The sequence below is a fragment of the Prevotella sp. P5-126 genome, from assembly GCF_002251185.1.
Classification (GTDB): Bacteria; Bacteroidota; Bacteroidia; order Bacteroidales; family Bacteroidaceae; genus Prevotella.
Genome location: NZ_NPIZ01000055.1, coordinates 1 through 20,739 on the forward strand (window position 1 = coordinate 1; position 20,739 = coordinate 20,739).

17 protein-coding genes are annotated in these 20,739 nt (G+C 46.3%); 13 read left to right on the forward strand and 4 right to left on the reverse strand.

Annotated elements, in window-relative coordinates:
• Positions 1 to 823: 823 nt before the first annotated feature.
• Positions 824 to 2,878: a molecular chaperone HtpG gene (gene htpG, locus CIK90_RS06520; protein WP_094389888.1), complete on the reverse strand. Its 2,055-nt coding sequence runs from the start codon at positions 2,876 to 2,878 to the stop codon at positions 824 to 826.
• A gap of 171 nt (positions 2,879 to 3,049) precedes the next feature.
• Between htpG and CIK90_RS06525 the strand changes: the two genes are divergently transcribed.
• From CIK90_RS06525 to CIK90_RS06535, 3 genes are read left to right on the forward strand one after another with little or no spacing between them, the layout of a single operon-like run.
• Positions 3,050 to 4,291, forward strand: coding sequence for a hypothetical protein (locus CIK90_RS06525; protein ID WP_094464647.1), 1,242 nt, complete (start codon positions 3,050 to 3,052; stop codon positions 4,289 to 4,291).
• A 45-nt stretch (positions 4,292 to 4,336) separates the two neighbouring features.
• On the forward strand, positions 4,337 to 4,825 hold the full coding sequence (locus CIK90_RS06530) for a DUF4494 domain-containing protein (RefSeq protein WP_094436156.1): 489 nt from the start codon (positions 4,337 to 4,339) through the stop codon (positions 4,823 to 4,825).
• A gap of 5 nt (positions 4,826 to 4,830) precedes the next feature.
• Positions 4,831 to 5,505, forward strand: a complete 675-nt coding sequence (locus CIK90_RS06535; RefSeq protein ID WP_094464659.1) for a YggS family pyridoxal phosphate-dependent enzyme — start codon at positions 4,831 to 4,833, stop codon at positions 5,503 to 5,505.
• A gap of 21 nt (positions 5,506 to 5,526) precedes the next feature.
• On the opposite strand, the gene CIK90_RS06540 is transcribed toward CIK90_RS06535, so the two are convergent.
• Complete coding sequence (locus CIK90_RS06540; protein WP_094389891.1) at positions 5,527 to 6,300, reverse strand: EFR1 family ferrodoxin; 774 nt, start codon at positions 6,298 to 6,300, stop codon at positions 5,527 to 5,529.
• Between the two features lie 450 nt (positions 6,301 to 6,750).
• Between CIK90_RS06540 and ftsY the strand changes: the two genes are divergently transcribed.
• From ftsY to CIK90_RS06565, 5 genes are all read left to right on the forward strand, one after another.
• Complete coding sequence (gene ftsY / locus CIK90_RS06545; RefSeq protein WP_094389893.1) at positions 6,751 to 7,707, forward strand: signal recognition particle-docking protein FtsY; 957 nt, start codon at positions 6,751 to 6,753, stop codon at positions 7,705 to 7,707.
• A complete protein-coding gene (rimO, locus tag CIK90_RS06550; protein ID WP_094389894.1) occupies positions 7,700 to 9,001 on the forward strand; it encodes a 30S ribosomal protein S12 methylthiotransferase RimO in 1,302 nt (433 codons plus the stop codon). Before ftsY ends, rimO begins: the two co-directional genes overlap by 8 nt.
• On the forward strand, positions 8,998 to 9,282 hold the full coding sequence (locus CIK90_RS06555) for an HU family DNA-binding protein (protein ID WP_094389895.1): 285 nt from the start codon (positions 8,998 to 9,000) through the stop codon (positions 9,280 to 9,282). Before rimO ends, CIK90_RS06555 begins: the two co-directional genes overlap by 4 nt.
• Complete coding sequence (locus tag CIK90_RS06560; protein WP_094464648.1) at positions 9,279 to 10,511, forward strand: HU family DNA-binding protein; 1,233 nt, start codon at positions 9,279 to 9,281, stop codon at positions 10,509 to 10,511. The genes CIK90_RS06555 and CIK90_RS06560 overlap by 4 nt, the downstream gene beginning before the upstream one ends.
• A gap of 76 nt (positions 10,512 to 10,587) precedes the next feature.
• Complete coding sequence (locus CIK90_RS06565) at positions 10,588 to 12,798, forward strand: bifunctional (p)ppGpp synthetase/guanosine-3',5'-bis(diphosphate) 3'-pyrophosphohydrolase (RefSeq protein WP_094464649.1); 2,211 nt, start codon at positions 10,588 to 10,590, stop codon at positions 12,796 to 12,798.
• A gap of 27 nt (positions 12,799 to 12,825) precedes the next feature.
• Here the strand turns inward: CIK90_RS06565 and CIK90_RS06570 are convergent, their stop codons facing one another.
• Entirely contained in the window at positions 12,826 to 13,200 is a 375-nt protein-coding gene (locus CIK90_RS06570; protein WP_094436166.1) for a hypothetical protein, read from the reverse strand.
• Positions 13,197 to 14,657: an aminoacyl-histidine dipeptidase gene (locus CIK90_RS06575; protein WP_094389899.1), complete on the reverse strand. Its 1,461-nt coding sequence runs from the start codon at positions 14,655 to 14,657 to the stop codon at positions 13,197 to 13,199. Before CIK90_RS06575 ends, CIK90_RS06570 begins: the two co-directional genes overlap by 4 nt.
• A gap of 306 nt (positions 14,658 to 14,963) precedes the next feature.
• Between CIK90_RS06575 and CIK90_RS06585 the strand changes: the two genes are divergently transcribed.
• The 5 genes from CIK90_RS06585 to CIK90_RS06605 all read left to right on the forward strand — a co-directional run bounded on the left by CIK90_RS06585 (position 14,964) and on the right by CIK90_RS06605 (position 20,714).
• Positions 14,964 to 15,581, forward strand: a complete 618-nt coding sequence (locus tag CIK90_RS06585) for an OmpH family outer membrane protein (RefSeq protein ID WP_094389901.1) — start codon at positions 14,964 to 14,966, stop codon at positions 15,579 to 15,581.
• 59 nt (positions 15,582 to 15,640) lie between these two features.
• Positions 15,641 to 16,960 carry a DEAD/DEAH box helicase gene (locus tag CIK90_RS06590; protein ID WP_094436204.1) on the forward strand — a complete coding sequence of 440 codons (1,320 nt, stop codon included), beginning with the start codon at positions 15,641 to 15,643 and terminating at the stop codon, positions 16,958 to 16,960.
• Between the two features lie 161 nt (positions 16,961 to 17,121).
• Complete coding sequence (serC, locus tag CIK90_RS06595) at positions 17,122 to 18,189, forward strand: 3-phosphoserine/phosphohydroxythreonine transaminase (RefSeq protein ID WP_094436168.1); 1,068 nt, start codon at positions 17,122 to 17,124, stop codon at positions 18,187 to 18,189.
• 11 nt (positions 18,190 to 18,200) lie between these two features.
• The gene (locus CIK90_RS06600; protein ID WP_094464650.1) at positions 18,201 to 19,118 is read left to right on the forward strand and encodes an NAD(P)-dependent oxidoreductase; all 918 of its coding nucleotides are present in this window, start codon (positions 18,201 to 18,203) and stop codon (positions 19,116 to 19,118) included.
• Positions 19,119 to 19,466: 348 nt separating this feature from the next.
• Positions 19,467 to 20,714 carry a DUF1015 domain-containing protein gene (locus tag CIK90_RS06605; protein WP_094389904.1) on the forward strand — a complete coding sequence of 416 codons (1,248 nt, stop codon included), beginning with the start codon at positions 19,467 to 19,469 and terminating at the stop codon, positions 20,712 to 20,714.
• Positions 20,715 to 20,739 lie beyond the last annotated feature (25 nt).

The window sequence follows — 20,739 nt, forward strand, 5'->3', positions numbered from 1 at the left end:
CTCGAAATTTTGATTTTGGTTTTTCAAAACTGTTATATTGTTATATTGTAACGCTGTAACGCCATTTTTGCGTTTCACTGAAAAATACCGTTTTCGGCTCTTTTCTTTACAGCGTCTAATTCTCACCCATGATCTTACCACAGGTTCAAGCCCAATAAAAGTATAGTGCTCCACCTATCTTCCTTATATTCAGCAATATACAATAACCGCCAAGATTTATACTCCAAATTTCGGCTTTGTAACGCATTGATACACAGATAAATGTAACAAGCCGTGGGAAAAATGGTCACAAGTTGACGGACAAATGGGTGAACCTATTGTTTTTCTTTGTACCTTTGCACTGGCGTCCAAGATAGGCGGCACCGTGGTTCAAGAGAGAATCACTCATCGCACTGAACATTCCGTCCGCACACAGACGTGGGCAACTTCTAAGTAAGTCACCAGTGAATCCGCACTAAATCCCAAAATTAGGCGGACAACGATGGGACAAAATGGGAGGAACATGGGAACTGAAAAGGAGAAACCGACGATGTGGGAATGGGTGCGATATTGCTAATTTATTGCTACAACAAACTAATCGAAAAAACGGGAAAACGACTTGCCATTTTCCAATGGGACGCATCAAGGACATGTTAACGCAGTGTGACAATATAAGCGTGACAATATAACAGTATAACAGTTTTTGAAAAGCAAAAACGGGTGGCAATGGTAGGGGGGCGAGGTCGATAAAAAGATAAAAACCGACGGGAAGAAACAAAAAAAATCCCGACCACACCGGTTGAGAGCGGGTCGGGATTGTGATCATGGAGCGTATGAAAACGCTTTATTTGATGAGCTCAACGCTACGCTGCAAGAACTTGTCGAGCGCTTCGCCCTTGAGCATGCCGTTCTGCAGGAGTGCAAGGTCGATGAGCTGATGTACGACAGCGTTCTGCTTGCCAAAGTCGGCAAACAACTGCTGCTTCTTGTTTTTCTGCTCGGCGATGGCCTTCTCGGTGTTGGCTTTGTCGTCTTTCTCCTCCTGTGAGAGTTCTTCGGGCTTCTTGCCTTCTTGCGACTGGCGCAGGGCAGCCAAACGAGCCTCTTGTCCGCGCAATTCGCTCTCGATGGGTTTGAGGGCATCGGCAGTAGATGAACCACACTCGTCGAGTACGCGTTTCACAAGGGGATGGTCGCTGTTGAGCACGAGGTTGAACGAGTCGGGCATCTGGGCATAGAAATTCATGCCAGCCTGGAAGCGGCTCATCTCCTTCATACGACGCATGTATTCGTTCTGGGTGATCATGACAGGGCGGGCATTGGCACCGAGCGCCTGCACTTCGACCATAAACTCGGTCTTGTCGAGATGGGGAAGCTGAGAACGGAATACAGATGACAAATTGGCAGACTCGTCGTCGCTCAAGGTACTTTTTGGCGCATCGTCTTTCACGATGAGGCGGTCGATGATGTCAGCATCGACACGGGTGAAGCGACTCTTCTCAAACTTCTGTTCGAGCATCTGGATGGCAGGCACGTCAAGCTGTCCGTCGAGCAGGAGCACGCTGTAACCCTTGTCTTTGGCTGCCTGAATGTAGCTGTACTGCTCTTCGCGGTCGGTGGCATAGAGATAGACGAGGGTGTCATCCTTGTCTTTCTGAGTGCTCTCGATGAGTTGTTTGTATTCCTCGAAAGTGAAGTATTTGCCTTCGGTATCTTTGAGCAGGGCAAAGTCTTTGGCGCGGTCGTAGAAGTTTTCGTCGCTCAACATACCGTAGTTAATGAAGAGTTTCAGGTCGTCCCATTTCTCCTCATAGCCCTTGCGGTCTTCTTTGAAGATGGCTTGCAAGCGGTCGGAAACCTTCTTGGTGATATAGGTGGAAATCTTCTTCACCTCGCGGTCGCTCTGGAGGTAGCTGCGGCTGACGTTCAGAGGAATGTCGGGTGAGTCGATGACGCCATGGAGCAGGGTGAGAAACTCTGGCACGATGCCTTCCACCTGGTCGGTGACAAACACCTGGTTGCAGTAGAGCTGAATCTTGTTGCGCTGCAGTTCGATGTTGGACTTGATGCGTGGGAAATAGAGAATACCCGTGAGGTTGAAGGGGTAATCCACATTGAGGTGAATCCAGAAAAGGGGTTCGTCGTGCATGGGGTAGAGGGTGCGGTAGAACGACTTGTAGTCCTCATCCTTGAGGGTTGAGGGAGCCTTGGTCCAGAGGGGTTCTACGCTGTTGATGACATGGTCTTCATCGGTATCCTGCATCTTACCGTCTTTCCACTCCTGTTTCTTGCCGAATACCACGGGCACGGCCATGAACTTGCAGTATTTATTGAGCAATTCTTCAATCTTGTTCTTCTCCAGGAATTCCTTGCAGTCGTCATCTACATGGAGCACGATGTCGGAACCGCGGTCAGCCTTGTCTGCCTCGTCGATCTCGTAGGCAGGACTGCCGTCGCATGACCATTTGACAGCCTTTGCGCCATCTTTGTAGCTCTTGGTGATGATATCCACCCGCTTCGCCACCATGAACGAAGAGTAGAAACCGAGTCCGAAGTGTCCGATGATATTGTTGGCATTGTCCTTGTACTTCTCCAAGAAGTCGTTCACGCCAGAGAATGCAATCTGATTGATGTATTTGTCGATTTCCTCTTCGGTCATACCGATACCGCGGTCGCTGATGGTGATAGTGCCTTTCTCGGTATCGAGGCTGACACGCACGGCAAGGTCGCCCAGTTCTCCCTTGAACTCACCCTGCTGAGCGAGTGTCTTGAGCTTCTGAGTGGCATCGACAGCGTTGGACACCATTTCACGAAGGAAAATCTCATGATCGCTATAGAGAAACTTTTTGATGACGGGGAAGATGTTCTCTGTAGTAACCCCAATATTACCTTTTTGCATGATAGTATATCTTATGTTTTGTTTGCTATGACATACACTTTGCAAATTGCGTGCCAATCTTCTGATGCTGTCATCGATTTTTGAGAAAAGGGATGAAAAAAACAGCACTATTGTTGTTCGGTTCAGAAATTATGATTACTTTTGCGCCACATAATTCTAAAAGTATCAACGATGAACTACGAAGAACTTCTGGCCACACGCCGACAAGGACGACTCTATCAGACAGAACTGCCGATTGGCGAATTCTGCCGCATGCAGATCGACGGTAAGTATCGCAGTGTGGTCCATGTGCGAAAAGAAATGCTCGACAACATCAAGTTTGGTGAAGCTCTGAAAGCCGAGTGTGACCGCAACCTGTCACTTGCTGACAGTCACATCATACACTTCCGTCCTGTGGTGGAACAGGGGGAGATTACACGACTCGACTTGGAACCTGGTCAGTATGTGCCTTTGTGTCATGTGCTCAATGAGCATCCTGCCATTGTGGCTGAACCCCATTTCATGGAGCAGTTTACGCGCGGACTGCTGGAGGCTGCCGCCTTCCTGCACAGTCACGGACTGCACTATGTGTGCTTCTCGCCACAGACCGTATTCCTCCGAAAGGGCGATCAGGCCGTCATGCTCCTCTCGTGTGGTTCCTACTATCAGGCGCTGAGCGACCAGAAGGCTTTCTATGCCGACGGAAAAGCTGACTATGTGGCACCGGAGGTGCTCGAAGGGGGAACCGTGGACGAGCGTTGCGACATCTATTCGATAGGAAAACTGTTGGAGACGGTCTTTGCCGATGCACAACTGCCGTTGGCTTACCGGAAGGCTTTCAAAAAAGCCACCGCACAGATGCCGGAGGACCGCTATGCCTCGCCAGAAGACATGCTACGCAGCATAGACCGCAGACGGGGAACCTATCGGTCGCTGGTGACGCTGGCTGTGGCTGCCGTGGTGGCGTTGCTCGTGGTAGGGCTCTATTTCGACCTCATGCCCGAACAGGAGAATATCGAGTTTGTCAAACCAGCCCCACATACCGCCGTCGACGACTTGATAGACGATGGATTCAGACCGGAAGACCTCGGAGTGGTGCCTGCCGACTCGATGTCGGAAGAGGCTGTGGCTACCCAGCGTGAATACAATGCCAAGGCGGAAGAGATATTCCGCAAGCGCTATGAAAAGGAAGCCGACCGCATACTGTCCAAGATCTACAACAGCAAGAATATGGGCAATACGGAGAAAAACTTCAGAGCGATGAGCGAATCAAACGTGAAAGAACTGCTCAAAGCACAGGAGGAGCTGGCTGCCGATGCTGCCATCGACCCCGCCAGAAGTCACGCCATCGCTACGGAAATCATCGAACGGCTGACCAATCAGAAGAAAGCTGCCATTGGCATGGGATCTAATGCCAACGGGGTGCAGAAATAATAGAATTTTTCATACAATTACACATATAAATAATAATCAGAAAAAATGAGAAGCAGAACAGCAATTTGGTTTGAATGTAAGATTCAATACGAAAAAACCATGGAAGATGGACTTCAGAAGAAGGTGACCGAGTCGTACACCGTTGATGCACTCAGTTTCACCGAAGCTGAGAAACGCATCATGGAGGAAATGTCCTCATACATCAGTGGCGAGTTTACTATCAAAGACATCAAAATAGCTCCATATAAGGAAATCTTCTTCAGCGACGAGGAAATGGCTGACAGATGGTATAAGGCTAAACTGCAGTTTATCACCATCGACGAAAAAACGGAAAAGGAGAAGCGTACAGCTGTCAACTACCTGGTGCAGGCTGGAACGCTGAAAGGCGCTGTGGGCAACATAGATGCCGTGATGGGCGGAACCATGATCGACTACGTCATCGCATCGGTGGCTGAAACAACCCTGATGGATGTGTTTGAATACAACAAGACAAAGGTGGACGACAAACCCGAATACGAACAGCAAAACGCATAAGAATGATGGATTACGATGTGAAAGGTCATCTTCGCGAGGTGCGCTCACGACTGCCCGAAGGAGTGTGTCTGGTGGCTATCAGCAAGTACCATCCCGTGGAGTATCTCCAGGCTGCCTACGAAGAAGGACAGCGCGTGTTTGGCGAAAGCCATGAGCAGGAGCTCCGACAGAAGGTGGAGGTGCTGCCCAACGACATACAATGGCATTTCATCGGACATCTGCAGACCAACAAGGTGAAATATATCGCTCCGTATGTGTCGATGATAGAAGCGGTGGATTCGCTCAAACTGCTCATGGAAATAGAGAAGCAGGGTGCTAAAAACAACCGCGTGATTGACGTGCTGCTCGAACTCCATATTGCCGAAGAGGAAACTAAATACGGACTGACACTCGATGCCTGTCGCCAACTGCTCGAAGAGGACGAATGGCGCAATATGGCGCATGTGCGCATCTGCGGTCTCATGATGATGGCTTCCTATGTGGAGGACGAAGCGCAGATACGCCAGGAATTTCGTACCGCACACAACTTCTTCGATGAGGTGAAGCAACGCTATTTTGCTGAATCGCCATACTTCACACAGCGCTCATGGGGCATGAGCCACGACTATCCTATTGCCGTGGAAGAGGGAAGCACGATGGTGCGCGTGGGTACTGCTATTTTCGGTCCAAGGGTCTATTGACCACCTGGGAACAGCCCACGGTTATTGGTCGGACTTGAAATAATACTGGCCACGCTTCCGCGTAATGCTGCCGTAATTGATGGCATGCGTGGGACAATGGTGGTAACAAGACAAACAACAGGTGCATTGTCCGTTGTGCAACCACACGGGCGGTGCACCTTCTATATCTCCCACAGGACAAACCTTGGCACAAAGACCACACTGGATGCAGGACTGACTATCGACAGTAAATTTGCGGTCGGTTATCATCCAACGGTTGAAAAACGCACCAATCACATAGGAATAGAGGCGGGGAGTGGCACCACGCTCCAGTTCAACCACACCGGTCTCGCAACGCTTGACGGTCTCGGCAATACGCTCCACGACAGTGCGTGCCTCGGCAATCTTCTGATGCTCGCGCGCTGGTGTGTCGGTCAACATGAAAGGCAGGCAAACATAGGTTTCGGGCATGATGACCGAAAACAAGGTGGAGGCATGGAAACCCTTCTTCCGTAAGTCGTTGTTGAAGATGGTCATGGTCTCACCCGTGTCATCGCCACAGGTGGTGATGGCGTAGGTGTAAGTGTTTGGAGAACAGGTGATCGCGACTCTCTCGATAAAGTTGCGCATGATGTGGGGCGGTTGCCATCCATGAGTGGGAAAACAAAAGCCTAAACGCTCGTCGTGCTCCAACGTGTAGTGGAGAGCATTCTGTCTTAATGCTTGGGCAATATCCACCAAGCGCTCGCCCGTGGCTTGTGACAATTGTTGGGCAACCCATCGGGTGTTGCCTGTTCCGGAGAAATAGAATATCATGGGTGCAAAGGTAATGATTATTGATGTAAATGCGCACAATAATCGAATGTTTTTCTTGTATTTCGCTCGGTTTGCACTACCTATGACCTGCGGTCTTAGGTACTCTCGCTCGATAATAAAAAAGAAAATTGCTTTTTCTTTTTGTATTCTGCTCGCTTAATCGTACCTTTGACCTGCGGTCTTAGGTAGGCTGCACCTCGGAAATAAAAGAAAAAATGTGTTTTTCTTTGTATTTCGCTCGGTTTGCACTACCTATGACCTGCGGTCTTAGGTACTCTCGCTCGATAATAAAAAAGAAAATTGCTTTTTCTTTTTGTATTCTGCTCGCTTAATCGTACCTTTGAGCTGCGCTCTTAGGTAGGCTGCACCTCGGAAATAAAAGAAAAAATGTATTTTTCTTTGTATTTCGCTCGGTTTGCACTACCTTTGCAAAAAGAAAAATTAAAAATCATGGGAATATTTGGATTCTTTAATAAAGACAAAAAAGAAACACTGGACAAAGGTCTGCAGAAAACGAAAACAAGCGTGTTCGACAAACTGGCACGTGCAGTAGCTGGAAAATCAAAAGTCGATGACGATGTGTTGGACGACCTTGAAGAGGTGCTTATCACAAGCGACGTGGGAGTGGATACTACACTCAAAATCATTGAGCGAATCGAAGAAAGAGTCGCTCGGGATAAATATGTCAGCACAAGTGAACTCAATGGAATACTCCGTGAAGAAATTGCTGCACTTCTCGCTGAAAACAATACAGACGACAACGACTCGTGGGATCTGCCAACAGACCACAAACCCTATGTCATCCTCGTGGTGGGAGTCAATGGAGTGGGAAAAACCACTACCATCGGAAAACTAGCATGGCAATTCAAACAGGCGGGCAAGAAAGTGTATCTGGGAGCTGCGGATACCTTCCGCGCTGCTGCCGTAGAACAACTCTGCATCTGGGGAGAAAGAGTGGGAGTGCCCGTTGTCAAACAACAGATGGGAAGTGATCCTGCCAGTGTGGCGTTCGACACCATCAGTTCGGCTAAAGCCAATGGCGCAGACGTGGTACTGATAGACACCGCAGGAAGACTACACAATAAAGTGGGTCTCATGAATGAGCTCAAGAAAATCAAAGACGTGATGAAGAAAGTGATGCCTGAAGCACCTGACGAGGTGATGCTGGTGCTTGACGGTTCTACAGGACAAAATGCCTTCGAACAGGCTAAGCAGTTCTCGGCAGTCACTCAAATCTCGTCACTCGCCATTACCAAACTCGACGGAACAGCAAAAGGAGGAGTGGTAATAGGTATCAGCGACCAACTCAAAGTGCCTGTGAAATATATCGGACTCGGAGAAGGTATGACCGACCTCCAACTGTTTAATAAAACCCAGTTCGTAGATTCACTCTTTAAGCATGAATAAAAAGAAGAAAACCATAGATTTCATCACCATGGGGTGCTCGAAGAATCTTGTTGACAGCGAGAACCTCATAGGACTCTTCGAAGCCAAAGGCTACGAGGTGACTCACGATAGTGAGCAACCTCAAGGAGATATTGTGGTCATCAATACCTGTGGATTCATTGAAGATGCTAAGCAGGAAAGCATTGACGCAATACTCGAAATGGCACAGGCTAAAACGGAAGGACGACTCGAAAAACTCTTTGTCATGGGATGTCTTTCGGAACGATATCTGGCTGACCTTGAGGCGGAAATACCGGAAGTGGATGGATGGTATGGAAAATTCAACTACAAACAACTGTTGGCTGACCTGGAAGAGTCAATGCCGGATGGGGCACACAGACATCTTACTACTCCCAAACACTATGCGTATCTGAAAATAGCTGAGGGATGTGATAGAAACTGTGCATACTGCGCCATTCCCATTATCACGGGACGACACAAAAGCAGACCTATAGAGGAAATACTCGACGAGGTGAAATATCTCGTAAAACAAGGCGTGAAGGAGTTTCAGGTTATTGCACAGGAGTTGACCTACTATGGGGTGGATATTGACGGAAAGCAGCATATTGCCGAACTCGTGGAGAAAATGGCAGACATAGAAGGCGTGGAGTGGATCAGACTGCATTATGCCTATCCAGCACACTTCCCGTGGAAACTGCTGAAAGTGATGCGAGAGAAAAAGAATGTCTGCAACTACCTTGATATTGCTTTGCAACACATCAGCGACAATATGCTCGACAGAATGCATAGACACGTCAGCAAGGAGCAAACCTATGAACTCATCAGAAAAATGAGAGAGGAAGTGCCGGGAATACACATCAGAACAACACTCATGGTGGGATTCCCTGGGGAAACAGATGAGGACTTCCAGGAACTCATCGAGTTTACCAAATGGGCACGATTCGAAAGAATGGGGGCTTTTGCATACTCCGAAGAAGACGGAACATACTCGGCTAAACACTATAAAGACGATGTGCCAGACGACGTGAAGCAGAACCGACTCGATAGACTGATGCGCATTCAACAGAATATTAGCGCAGAGGTGGAGGCGGAAAAGGTGGGTAAAATCATGCGCGTCATCATCGACAGAACAGAAGGGGAATGGTATATTGCAAGAAGCGAATTCTGCTCACCAGAGGTTGACCCGGAGGTCCTGATACCAGTTAGCGAAACAGAATTGACAATCGGGGAGTTCTATGATGTTCGGATTACCGACGCAGAGGAATTTGACTTATATGCAACAACACGACTATGAACAATAAGGAATTTATCAGCATGCTGTCACAGCGCACTGGTTACGACCAGAGAATCACCCAGAAACTCGTGAGTAATATCGTTACTGCCATGAGCGACGCCTTCGTGGATGACAACAGCGTGGTGGTGCCCAATTTCGGACTCTTTGAAACGAAAAAGAAAATGGAGCGCATCATGGTCAATCCTGCATCGGGAGTACGTATGCTTGTACCACCTAAACTGGTGCTGACATTCAAGCCTACACAAACCTGGAAAGAAAAACTGAAAGGAGACAGACTATGAATAAACTCACACTCAACAATATTGCCAAGGTGTTGGTCGAAAAAAACGGATTGGAACCTAAAGAGGCCATGATGTTTACTACGGCTATGTTCGATCTGATTCACGACAGACTCAACGAAGAGGGAATTGTCAAGGTGAAGGGACTCGGCACATTCAAAATGATACGGGTAGAAGCAAGAGAGAGTATCAATGTCAGAACCGGTGAACGTGTGTTGATAGACAGTCATGCAAAAATTACATTCACACCCGATGCGGTGATGAAGGAACTGGTCAACAAACCTTTCTCGCAATTTGAAACCGTTGTGCTTAACGATGATGTTGAGTTTACCGACATGAAGAGTGAAGAAACTACCGACGAAACAAATAACTCTGAACAATCGGAATCCTTGGTTGATGTTGTAAGTGAAGGGGAAACGCCTGAACCTGCTCCCGAACCTGCTCCAGTAGTTGCTCCCGAGCCAGTTGCCGAAGTTGCTCCTGAACCTGCTCCAGTAGTTGCTCCCGAGCCAGTTGCCGAACCTACTCCTGAACCAGCTCCAGTAGTTGCTCCCGAGCCAGTTGCCGAAGTTGCTCCTGAACCAACTCCCGTAGTTGCTCCCGAGCCAACCCGAGAGGTTCCCGAACCTACAGTACCTTCTGCCGATGAGGAATCGGAAGAAAATACATCAGCTGTGCAGACATGCTACGAAGAAGATGAAGAAGAATCGCATTGGCATCGCAATATTGGTTGGGCATTCTTGGTCTTGGTGCTGATGGCAGCATCGGCAGTAGGCGGCTACTTATATGGTGTCGGACAAATTCCAAGTCAGACAGCAATGGCTGATACAGTTTCTGCGGTCAAGGTTAATCCTGTTGTGACAGACACATTGGTAAACGATAGTCTGAAAGCCGACTCGGTTGCCGTTAAGACCGAGGCAAAGCACGAAGATAAGGCAGCTTCAGAACAACAGCCTCAAGAGAAAACAAGTCAGAATCTGCACGACAAATATGCGGAGATGGACGCCCGTGTGCGTACAGGAGCATACAAAATAACCGGACTGGACAGAGAAGTCAAGGTACGCGCTGGAGATAACTTAAAACGCATAGCACGGCGTGAACTCGGAAGCGACGATATGGTGTGCTATATTGAGGTGTTCAACAAAATGAATGCAAGTGCTGAACTCAAAGAGGGGCAGACCATCAAGATTCCTGCTTTGAAACTGAAGAAAAAGAAACAGCGAGACGATTAAAAACAGGCCACAACACGAACATAGAATGTTGTCAGGCCTAAAAGGATAACGTTAACAAATAGAAAGGATTAGCCTTATGGGAGACAAAATCGATTTCACAACACAAGAGAAAGATACGTCAATGACGCTCTACAATTTGTTGCGCAAAGAAATAGCTACATCGCTCAAAGAGGGTGATGAAGAGAAAATGCGGCAAAAAATCACATGGCTGATAGAGTCGAAGGAACTGCAACGTGACGTGTTTGGATTGAATCCCGTAATGCTGGCCTTTCAGACCGCTAAACTGATAGTAGAGGAAATAGGACTGAAACGCGATGCGGTACTCGCTGTGTTGCTCAACCCGTGTGTGGAGTGTGGACTCATCACACCGGAAGAAACAGAAAAAGAGTTTGGGACTGCCGTGTTCCGCATTCTACGAGGACTGAAACGTATCAAAGAACTCTATCTGAAGAATCCTGTGATAGAAACAGAAAACTTCAGAAACCTCTTACTGTCCTTTGCGGAAGATATGCGCGTCATACTGATTATGATTGCCGACAGAGTGAACCTCATGAGGCAAATACGGGACGCTCAGGATAAAGAACTGCAACGAGAAGTCAGCGAAGAGGCCATATATCTCTATGCGCCACTCGCACATAAACTCGGTCTCTATAAACTCAAAAGTGAACTCGAAGACCTGTCGCTCAAATATCTTGAGCACGATGCGTATTATTATATTCGAGAAAAACTCAACGAAACGAAAGAAAAACGAGATGCGTATATTGCTGACTTCATCAAACCTATCAGCGATAAACTGAAAGAGGCGGGGATGAGCTTCCATATTAAAGGACGCACAAAATCCATACATTCTATTTGGCAAAAAATGAAGAAACAGCAGTGTGACTTCGAGGGTGTTTATGACCTCTTTGCCATACGCGTCATCCTTGACTCACCACTCGAAAAGGAGAAAATGCTTTGTTGGCAGGTCTATTCGATAGTGACGGATATGTATCAGCCAAACCCCAAAAGACTGCGTGACTGGCTGAGCGTGCCGAAGTCAAACGGATACGAAAGTCTGCATATCACCGTGCTCGGACCGGAAAAGAAATGGGTGGAGGTGCAGATTCGAACCGAACGCATGGATGAAGTGGCGGAACGTGGTGTGGCGGCACACTGGAGATACAAAGGAATAAAAGGGGAAAGCGGACTCGACGAATGGCTGACGAATGTCAGAAAGATGCTTGAGACAAGTGACGGAGTAGAGGCCATGGACCAGTTTAAAATGGATCTCTACGAAGATGAAGTCTTTGTCTTTACACCGAAAGGTGATCTCTATAAATTCCCGAAAGGGGCAACAGTTCTTGATTTCGCCTATCACATACACTCTAAGATAGGAAACGCATGTACTGGAGCACGCATCAATAATAGGGTGGTGACCATACGTCAGCAGCTGAGAAGCGGAGACCAGGTGGAAATCATCACATCGACGAATCAGAAACCAAGACAGGAGTGGCTCAATATTGTAAAAACATCAAGGGCCAAATCGAAAATCAGACTGGCGCTGAAAGAAACCCAGGTGAAAGAGGGACTCTTTGCCAAGGAGATGCTGGAAAGAAAGTTTAAAAACAGAAAACTGGAGTTGGAAGACTCTACCATGCAGCACCTCATCAAAAAACTGGGATTCAAAGAGGTTAGCGATTTTTACAAGCAGATTGCTGATGGGTTGCTTGATGTCAACTCCGTCATAGATAAATATGTGGAAATCCAGCAGGGAGAACAGCCTGTCACAGGAAATAATGTGGCACAGACTGCTGCCGACTTCGTGTTGGACAATACTCATCTGCATCAAGATGCCATACAAAGTGACGTGCTTGTTATCGACCGAAATCTCAAAGGAGTGGATTATCAGCTTGCACGCTGTTGTCAACCGATTTATGGAGACAAGGTGTTTGGTTTTGTAACCGTCACAGGAGGTATCAAGATTCACAGGGAGGATTGCCCCAATGCACCAGAGATGCGCAAACGTTTCGGATATCGTATCGTGAAAGCTAAATGGAGCGGAAAGGGGGCCTCGCAGTACACCATTACACTTCGGGTGATAGGAAACGATGATATTGGTATTGTGAACAATCTCACCAACATCATCTCGCGTGACGAGAAACTGGTGTTGAGAGGTATCAATATCGACTCACACGATGGTCTCTTTAGTGGAAGTCTGGTGGTCATGCTGGACGACACGACACGGTTGGAAACACTAATAAAAAAGCTTCGCACCGTGAAAGGTGTGAAGCAAGTGGAACGCATTTGACCGAAACAGCATCCTGGAAAACAAGGTTCAGTTTTCTTTGAATGCCACAATGTGTGTCAGGTCGGCGTTGAGATAATAAGTGTCGGAACATTCCAATGTGTCAACATAATATTTCACACGGGTGATGAATAATTTGCGGGTGGGATTGCCATCCGCATATTTTATGCCCTTCTTGTAGCGTTGACCTCCATCTGCCGCCTTGTTGCGCATCTTCTGGATGACGTCGTTGGTAAGTAGAAATGTAGAGTCAATGTCTGTGAAGCGACGGGCATTGATGCTGACCTCATCTTTCATGTTCTTATCCATGAAGTCCTCCACCAAGGCCTCAGCCTCGTGCTGTTGCCCACAAGATGTGAGTAACAGCACGAGTGAGACTATTGTAATGGATAATGACTTGATCATTTGGCAGGAATGTTTTTCAGTATATCAAGCAGATGATCCCATACCATCTGTACGGTAGGAATGTACAGACGCTCGTCGGGGGTGTGGACAAAACGCAGGGTGGGACCGAAGCTCACCATGTCGAGGTTGGGATAACGCTCAGAGAAAAGACCACACTCCAAACCTGCATGAATGCCGCGTACAACAGGTGTCTTGCCGAAGAGCTTCTCATACGATGCAACGACGATTTTCTGAAGGTCGCTGTCTGAACGCATCTTCCAAGCAGGATAACCGTCACCGGTATGTACTTCGGCTCCTGCCAGCATGAAGGCTGCACTTACGGTGTTGCACATGTTGTCGAGATTGGACATTACATTTGAACGTTGAGAGGTGACGATGTTGATTTCGTTTTCAGATGTTGCAACGCTGGCAAAGTTGCTGGAGGTTTCAACCATACCGCCCAAAGCCTCGTCTTGACAGATGGCTAAAATACCATTGTCAACGGCTTGTACGGCATAGATGAAATTGCGAGCAACCTGCTCCTCAATAACAGGCTCGGCATCGGCAGATTCCATGAACCATTCCATAGATGGGTCGGTCACGTGGAATTCGTCTTCTACATCGCTGGCAAAAATATTCCAGTCTGCGCGGATGTTCTCCTTCAAAGCATTGGGGACGGCAATGACAAAAGAACCGTCGCGGGGAATGGCATTGTGAAGTTTGCCGGAGTTGAACTGGGCCAAACGGATGCCTTCGTATTTCATCATCTCGGCAAAGAGAAAACGTCCCAACAGTTTAATAGCGTTTGCACGCTTCTTGTTGATGTCGTCGCCAGAGTGACCGCCTACCAAACCCTTGACTTGGGCGCGGAGGAAAAAGCTGCCCTCAGGAGCTGCTTCACGCTTGAAGGTGAATTTTACTGTGGTGTTGCGACCACCTGCGCATGATACAAAAATCTCGCCCTCATCTTCTGAGTCAAGATTGATGAGATAATCGCCTGTCATGAATCCGGACTTCATACCCACAGCGCCGCTCAGACCAGTCTCTTCATCACGGGTAAAGACACACTCCACTGGACCATGCTCAATATCATTGCTCTCCAAAATGGCGAGTTCAATGGCGCAACCAATACCGTCGTCGGCACCAAGAGTGGTGCCCTCAGCAGTAAGCCATTCGCCATCAATATAGGTCTTGATGGGGTCTTTGTCGAAATCAAACTCTACATCGACAAGTTTATCGCAAACCATGTCCATGTGGCTTTGCAGTACGACCGTCTTGCGGTTTTCATAGCCAGGAGTGGCTCCCTTGCGGATAATGACGTTGCCGACTTCATCGACATGAGTGTCCAGACTATGGCTTTTACCCCAGTTAGTCAAGTACTCAATCATTTTCTCTTCACGTTTTGATGGACGTGGAATTTCGTTGATCTTCGCGAATTGTTCGAAGACAACAGCAGGTTTTAACTCACTTTTATTCATTATTAATGTTTATTATTGTGGATTTCAGAATTATTTGTTTAACTTTGCAGCGACAAAAGTAAGAAAAATGATTGAAATATTGCTATCGACAGCGTTAATAATTGCTATCAGCGTCACTTTTTTATGTGTGAAGTTGATATTTCGGAAAAATGGCCGCTTTGAGTCGCAACATATTCACGACAGTAAGGCCATGAAAGATCGGGGAATCCATTGTGTCATGGATCAAGATCGCGAAATGCGTCGGAAAAGTCGGTTTGCAGTTTCTGAGCGAATAGAAAAATAATAAAATAAAAATAGAAAAAAACAATGAAAAAGTACGTTTTCAGCACAATGGCCTTTGCTGCCATTGTTGCACTCGCTTCTTGTAATAACGCTGCACCAAAGATGGATGAGCAGCCTGCAAATGAAGCTAATGGTAGTGAGTCAGGAATTAAAATCGCCTACGTTGAGGTTGATTCTCTGATGACACAGTATGATTTCTGCAAGGATTTCACTCTTGTGCTTCAGAAAAAAAGCAATAACGCACGCAATACCCTTAATCAAAAGGGACAGCAGTTGCAGAATGCAATGAACAATTTCCAGCAGAAACTTAACAATAATGGATTTGCAAGCCGAGAACAGGCAGAAAGCCAGCAGTTGGCCATTCAGCGTCAACAGAATGACTTGCAACAGTTGCAGGCTCGCCTGGAAAACGAACTGGCCAACGAGACCCAAACCTATAATGACGGTCTTCGTGACAGTTTGCAGCATTTCCTTGCCGCTTACAACAAGGATAAGAAATACGATATTATTCTGACCAAGCAGGGTGACAATATCCTGTACGCAGCAAAACGTTATGATATTACGCAAGACGTGATAAACGGTTTGAATAAGCATTATAAGTCAACGTTTAAAAAGGCTGACAAGAAAGAAGATAAGAAATAATAAACTGATTAAAATGGGCGTGTCTTGTTGTGGCACGCCTGTTTTGATTTATGCTCAAGATGGACATTCAGAAGATATTCCGGGAATTGCATATCGAAGAGGCTAACGAAATGCAAAAGCAGGTGGGGGAAGTTATCCTTCACGAGAAAAATGATGTGGTAGTGCTCTCGCCCACAGGTTCGGGTAAGACATTAGCATATCTTCTGCCTTTGGTTCAGATGATCGATAGCTCATCGGAAGACGTGCAGGCCTTGGTCGTGGTGCCTGGCCGAGAATTGGCCCTGCAGTCTGACCAGGTGCTTCGAAGTATGAGATGTGGAATCCGTTCTGCCAGTTGTTATGGGGGACGTACTGCCATGGAAGAACACCGGATGCTGAAGGATGTTAAGCCACAAGTGGTATTTGGAACACCTGGACGCCTGAACGATCATCTTGGTAAGGAAAATATCTCTCGCTATGGTGTGCGTTGGCTCATTATAGATGAGTTTGACAAATGCTTGCAGATGGGATTTCAGGATGAAATGCAACGGCTTATTCAATCTTTACCAGGTTTGCGTCGCCGCATTTTATTGTCTGCAACAGATGCCGAAGAAATCCCTGCTTTTGTTTCATTGGCGAAAGCCCATACACTCTCTTTCCTCGATAATCAGGAACAAACCTCGGACCGTGTAACACTTTACGAAGTCAAGAGTCCTGTCAAAGATAAGTTGGAAACGTTGCGGCAATTGTTGCTGGGATTTGGAGATAGTAGTACCATCGTATTCCTTAATTACCGTGATAGTGTAGAACGTGTGGATGGATTCTTGAAAAACAACGGATTTGTTACAAGTTGTTTCCATGGCGGGTTGGAACAAAAGGAGCGTGAGGCTGCACTCTACCGATTCTCTAACGGTTCGGCTAATGTGTTGGTAAGTACGGATCTTGCCTCGCGTGGACTTGATATTCCTGATATTGCCAATATCGTTCATTATCACATGCCAGAGAGCGAAGAAGGTTATGTTCATCGGGTGGGGCGTACTGCCCGTTGGGATGCGAAAGGCAAAGCATTCTTTATTACTGGACCTGAAGAACATATTCCAGACTATGTGAAAGGAAACGTAGAGTCGTATGTCCCGAGCAACGAGAAAAAAAACGTGCCTGTGCCTCGGATGGCTACTATATATATAGGTAAAGGAAAAAAAGATAAGGTGAGCCGTGGGGATATTGTCGGATTCCTCTGCAAGAAGGGAGGACTTGAAGCTGCTGAAATCGGCAAGATCGATGTGAATGACCGTTATACATATGTGGCGGTTAGTCGGGCAAAAATGAATCAGGTTCTGCGTCAGACCCAAGGCGAAAAAATTAAAGGAATTAAGACGGTAATAGAGCCTGTAAGATAGAAATTTGCTACTTCTGAGTGGCAAAATGTAAGAAAATAACTAAAAATGCTTGATTTTTGTGCAAAAATTTGTCCAATTCAAATTAAAAGTGTAACTTCGCGCTGTCTAACAAAACAGTGACAGAATAATAAAATAAATACTAACTCAAATTCACAATCAAAATGAAGAAGTACAACTTTAACGCCGGTCCCTCAATGCTCCCACGTGAGGTGATTGAAAAGACCGCTCAACAGTGTTTAGACTTCAATGGTTCAGGTCTCTCTCTGATGGAGATCAGCCATCGTGCCAAAGATTTCCAGCCTGTAGTGGATGAAGCTGTGGCTCTTGTCAAGGAGCTGCTGCAAGTTCCAGAGGGCTATTCTGTGATTTTCCTCGGCGGTGGTGCTTCGCTGGAGTTTTGTATGATTCCATACAACTTCCTTATTAAGAAGGCTGCTTATTTGAACACAGGTGTTTGGGCAAAGAAAGCCATGAAGGAAGCAAAATTGTTTGGCGAAGTAGTAGAGGTGGCTTCTTCAGCAGATGCCAACTATACTTTCATTCCAAAGGATTGGACTGTGCCCGCTGATGTTGATTATCTCCATATTACAACCAACAATACCATCTATGGTACTGAGATGCGTAAGGATCTGGATGTAAATGTACCTTTAATTGCAGACATGTCTTCTGATATTTTCAGCCGTCCTATTGACGTTAAGAAGTATGATGCAATCTACGCTGGAGCACAGAAAAATCTGGCTATGGCTGGTGTAACAATTGTAATCGTGAAAGACGAGAAATTGGGTAAAGCTCCTCGTGAGATTCCTACCATGCTTGACTATCGTACACACGTAGAAAAGGGGTCTATGTTTAACACTCCTCCTGTGGTCCCCATCTATTCTGCTCTTGAAACTCTCCGTTGGATTAAGAAAAACGGCGGCGTAGAGGTAATGGATAAGCTGGCTCAGAAGCGCGCAGAAATCGTTTACGGAGAAATCGACCGCAACAAGTTGTTCCGTGGAACTGCAGCAACAGAGGATCGCTCGCTGATGAATATCTGTTTCGTAATGAACGACGAGTACAAAGAACTGGAGAAAGAATTCCTTGACTTCGCTGTATCTAAGGGTATGGTAGGTGTGAAGGGACACCGTTCTGTAGGAGGTTTCCGTGCATCATGCTACAATGCTCAGACCATTGAAGGTTGCGAGGCTCTTGTAGCTTGTATGAAAGAATTTGAAGCTAAACATTAATTCTGACAACAATGAAAGTATTAGTAGCAACAGAAAAACCATTTGCAGCAGCTGCTGTCAATGGTATCAAGGCCGAAGTAGAGGCTGCCGGCAACGAACTCGTGTTGCTGGAGAAATATACAGAAAAAGCGCAATTGCTTGATGCAGTGAAAGATGCCGATGCAATGATTATCCGTTCTGATAAGGTTGATGCAGAGGTGCTTGATGCGGCAAAACAATTGAAAATTGTGGTTCGTGCAGGAGCTGGTTATGATAATATTGACCTTGCAGCTGCCACAGCTCATCAGGTAGTGGCTGAGAATACACCAGGCCAAAACTCAAATGCAGTTGCTGAACTTGTATTTGGCATGTTGGTAATGGCTGTTCGTGGTTTCTACAACGGTAAGAGCGGTTCGGAACTGTTTGGTAAGAAACTCGGTATACTGGCTTTTGGTAACGTTGGTCGTAACGTAGCCCGTATCGCCAAAGGATTTGGAATGGATGTTTATGCCTATGATGCTTTCTGCCCAGCAGAAGTCATTGAACAGGCTGGCGTGCATGCAGTAGCCAATCAGGATGCTCTCTTTGAAACTTGCGATGTTGTTTCGTTGCACATTCCTGCTACTCCGGAAACCAAGCAGAGCATTAAATATGCATTGGTAAACAAACTGAAGAAGGGTGGCGTGCTCGTAAATACAGCTCGTAAGGAAGTTATCAACGAACCCGAACTCTTGAAACTCATGGCAGAAAGAGAAGACCTGAAATATGTAACAGACATTATGCCTGAAGCTGATGCGGAATTCCGTAAATTTGAAGGTCGTTACTTCTCTACTCCGAAAAAAATGGGTGCACAGACTGCTGAGGCTAATATCAATGCTGGTATTGCTGCTGCAAAGCAAATCAATGCATTCTTTAAGGATGGTTGCACAAAATTCCAGGTAAACAAATAATTTTTCTAAACTGATATTACCATCGTGATATGTGGTTTCAGCCGTATGTCACGATGGTTCTTTTTTGTCTTTTATCGGACATAGCTAACTCAAGAATAAGGGCAATCTGGCGTGAGGCTTTTGAGGCTTCTGGCGGCTCTTTTTTTTTGTTTTAGGTTATTTCTTTTTCTTTTTTTGTAAACTGGTAAATAATGTTTGGTGTACAGTATGCAATACGAAAAAATAGCAACAAAATAGAAACTCCTGATATAAAGCTCGGATAAACAAGAGAAATGATGCGAAACATTTTGCATTCTCGTATCTTTTGTGTACTTTTGCATCAAGTATTACTCAAAAACAAAAACAACTATGGCAACAATCAAACCGTTCAAGGGTGTACGCCCTCCCAAAGAACTTGTAGAACAAGTGGAGAGTCGTCCGTACGATGTTCTCGATTCTGAAGAAGCACGTGCTGAAGCAGGAGACAATGAGAAGAGTCTTTACCATATTATCAAACCGGAAATTGATTTTCCTGTAGGTACTTCAGAGTATGATCCGCGTGTTTATGAAAAGGCTGCAGAAAACTTCAAGAAGTTCCAAGATAAGGGATGGCTTGTGCAAGATGCCGATGAACACTATTATATCTATGCTCAGACTATGAACGGCAAAACTCAATATGGTCTTGTCGTTGGTGCTTATGTAGATGACTACATAAATGGCAATATCAAGAAACATGAACTGACCCGTCGAGATAAGGAAGAGGATCGTATGAAGCATGTACGTGTCAACGATGCTAATATTGAACCGGTGTTCTTTGCATATCCAGACAATGATGTGCTCGATAAACTTATTGCACGCTACGCAGCAACAGAGCCTGAATATGATTTCATAGCTCCGATAGACGGATTCCGACATCAGTTCTGGGTAATTGCTGATGAGGCTGATATTCAGACCATCACCGAGGAATTTGCCAAGATGCCCAGCCTTTATATTGCTGACGGTCACCACCGCTCTGCGGCTGCTGCACTTGTGGGAGCTGAGAAGCAAAAGCAGAATCCTAACCACAAAGGAACTGAAGAGTATAATTATTTTATGGCTGTTTGTTTCCAAGCCAGCCAACTCACCATCCTTGATTACAACCGAGTTGTTAAAGATCTCAATGGATTGACTTCGGAAGAGTTTCTTGCTGCCTTACAGGTTAATTTCATCGTTGAAGACAAAGGAGAAGAAATCTACAAACCGCAACGTTTGCATGAATTCTCACTCTATCTTGACGGACACTGGTTTGCTTTGACAGCAAAAGAGGGTACTTACGACAATACTGACCCAATCGGGGTGCTTGATGTGGATATCTCCAGTCGTTTGATTCTCGACGAGATTCTCAACATTGGTGACCTCCGTTCTTCTAAGCGTATTGACTTTGTGGGGGGCCTTCGTGGACTTGGTGAGCTCAAACGCCGTGTTGACAGTGGAGAAATGCGTGCAGCTTTAGCACTTTATCCTGTAACAATGCAGCAAATCATGGATATTGCCGATAGTGGAAAAATTATGCCGCCAAAGGCAACTTGGTTTGAACCAAAATTGCGCTCAGGACTTGTAATCCATAAACTGTCATAAACATACGGTTAATAATGGCGTCTTT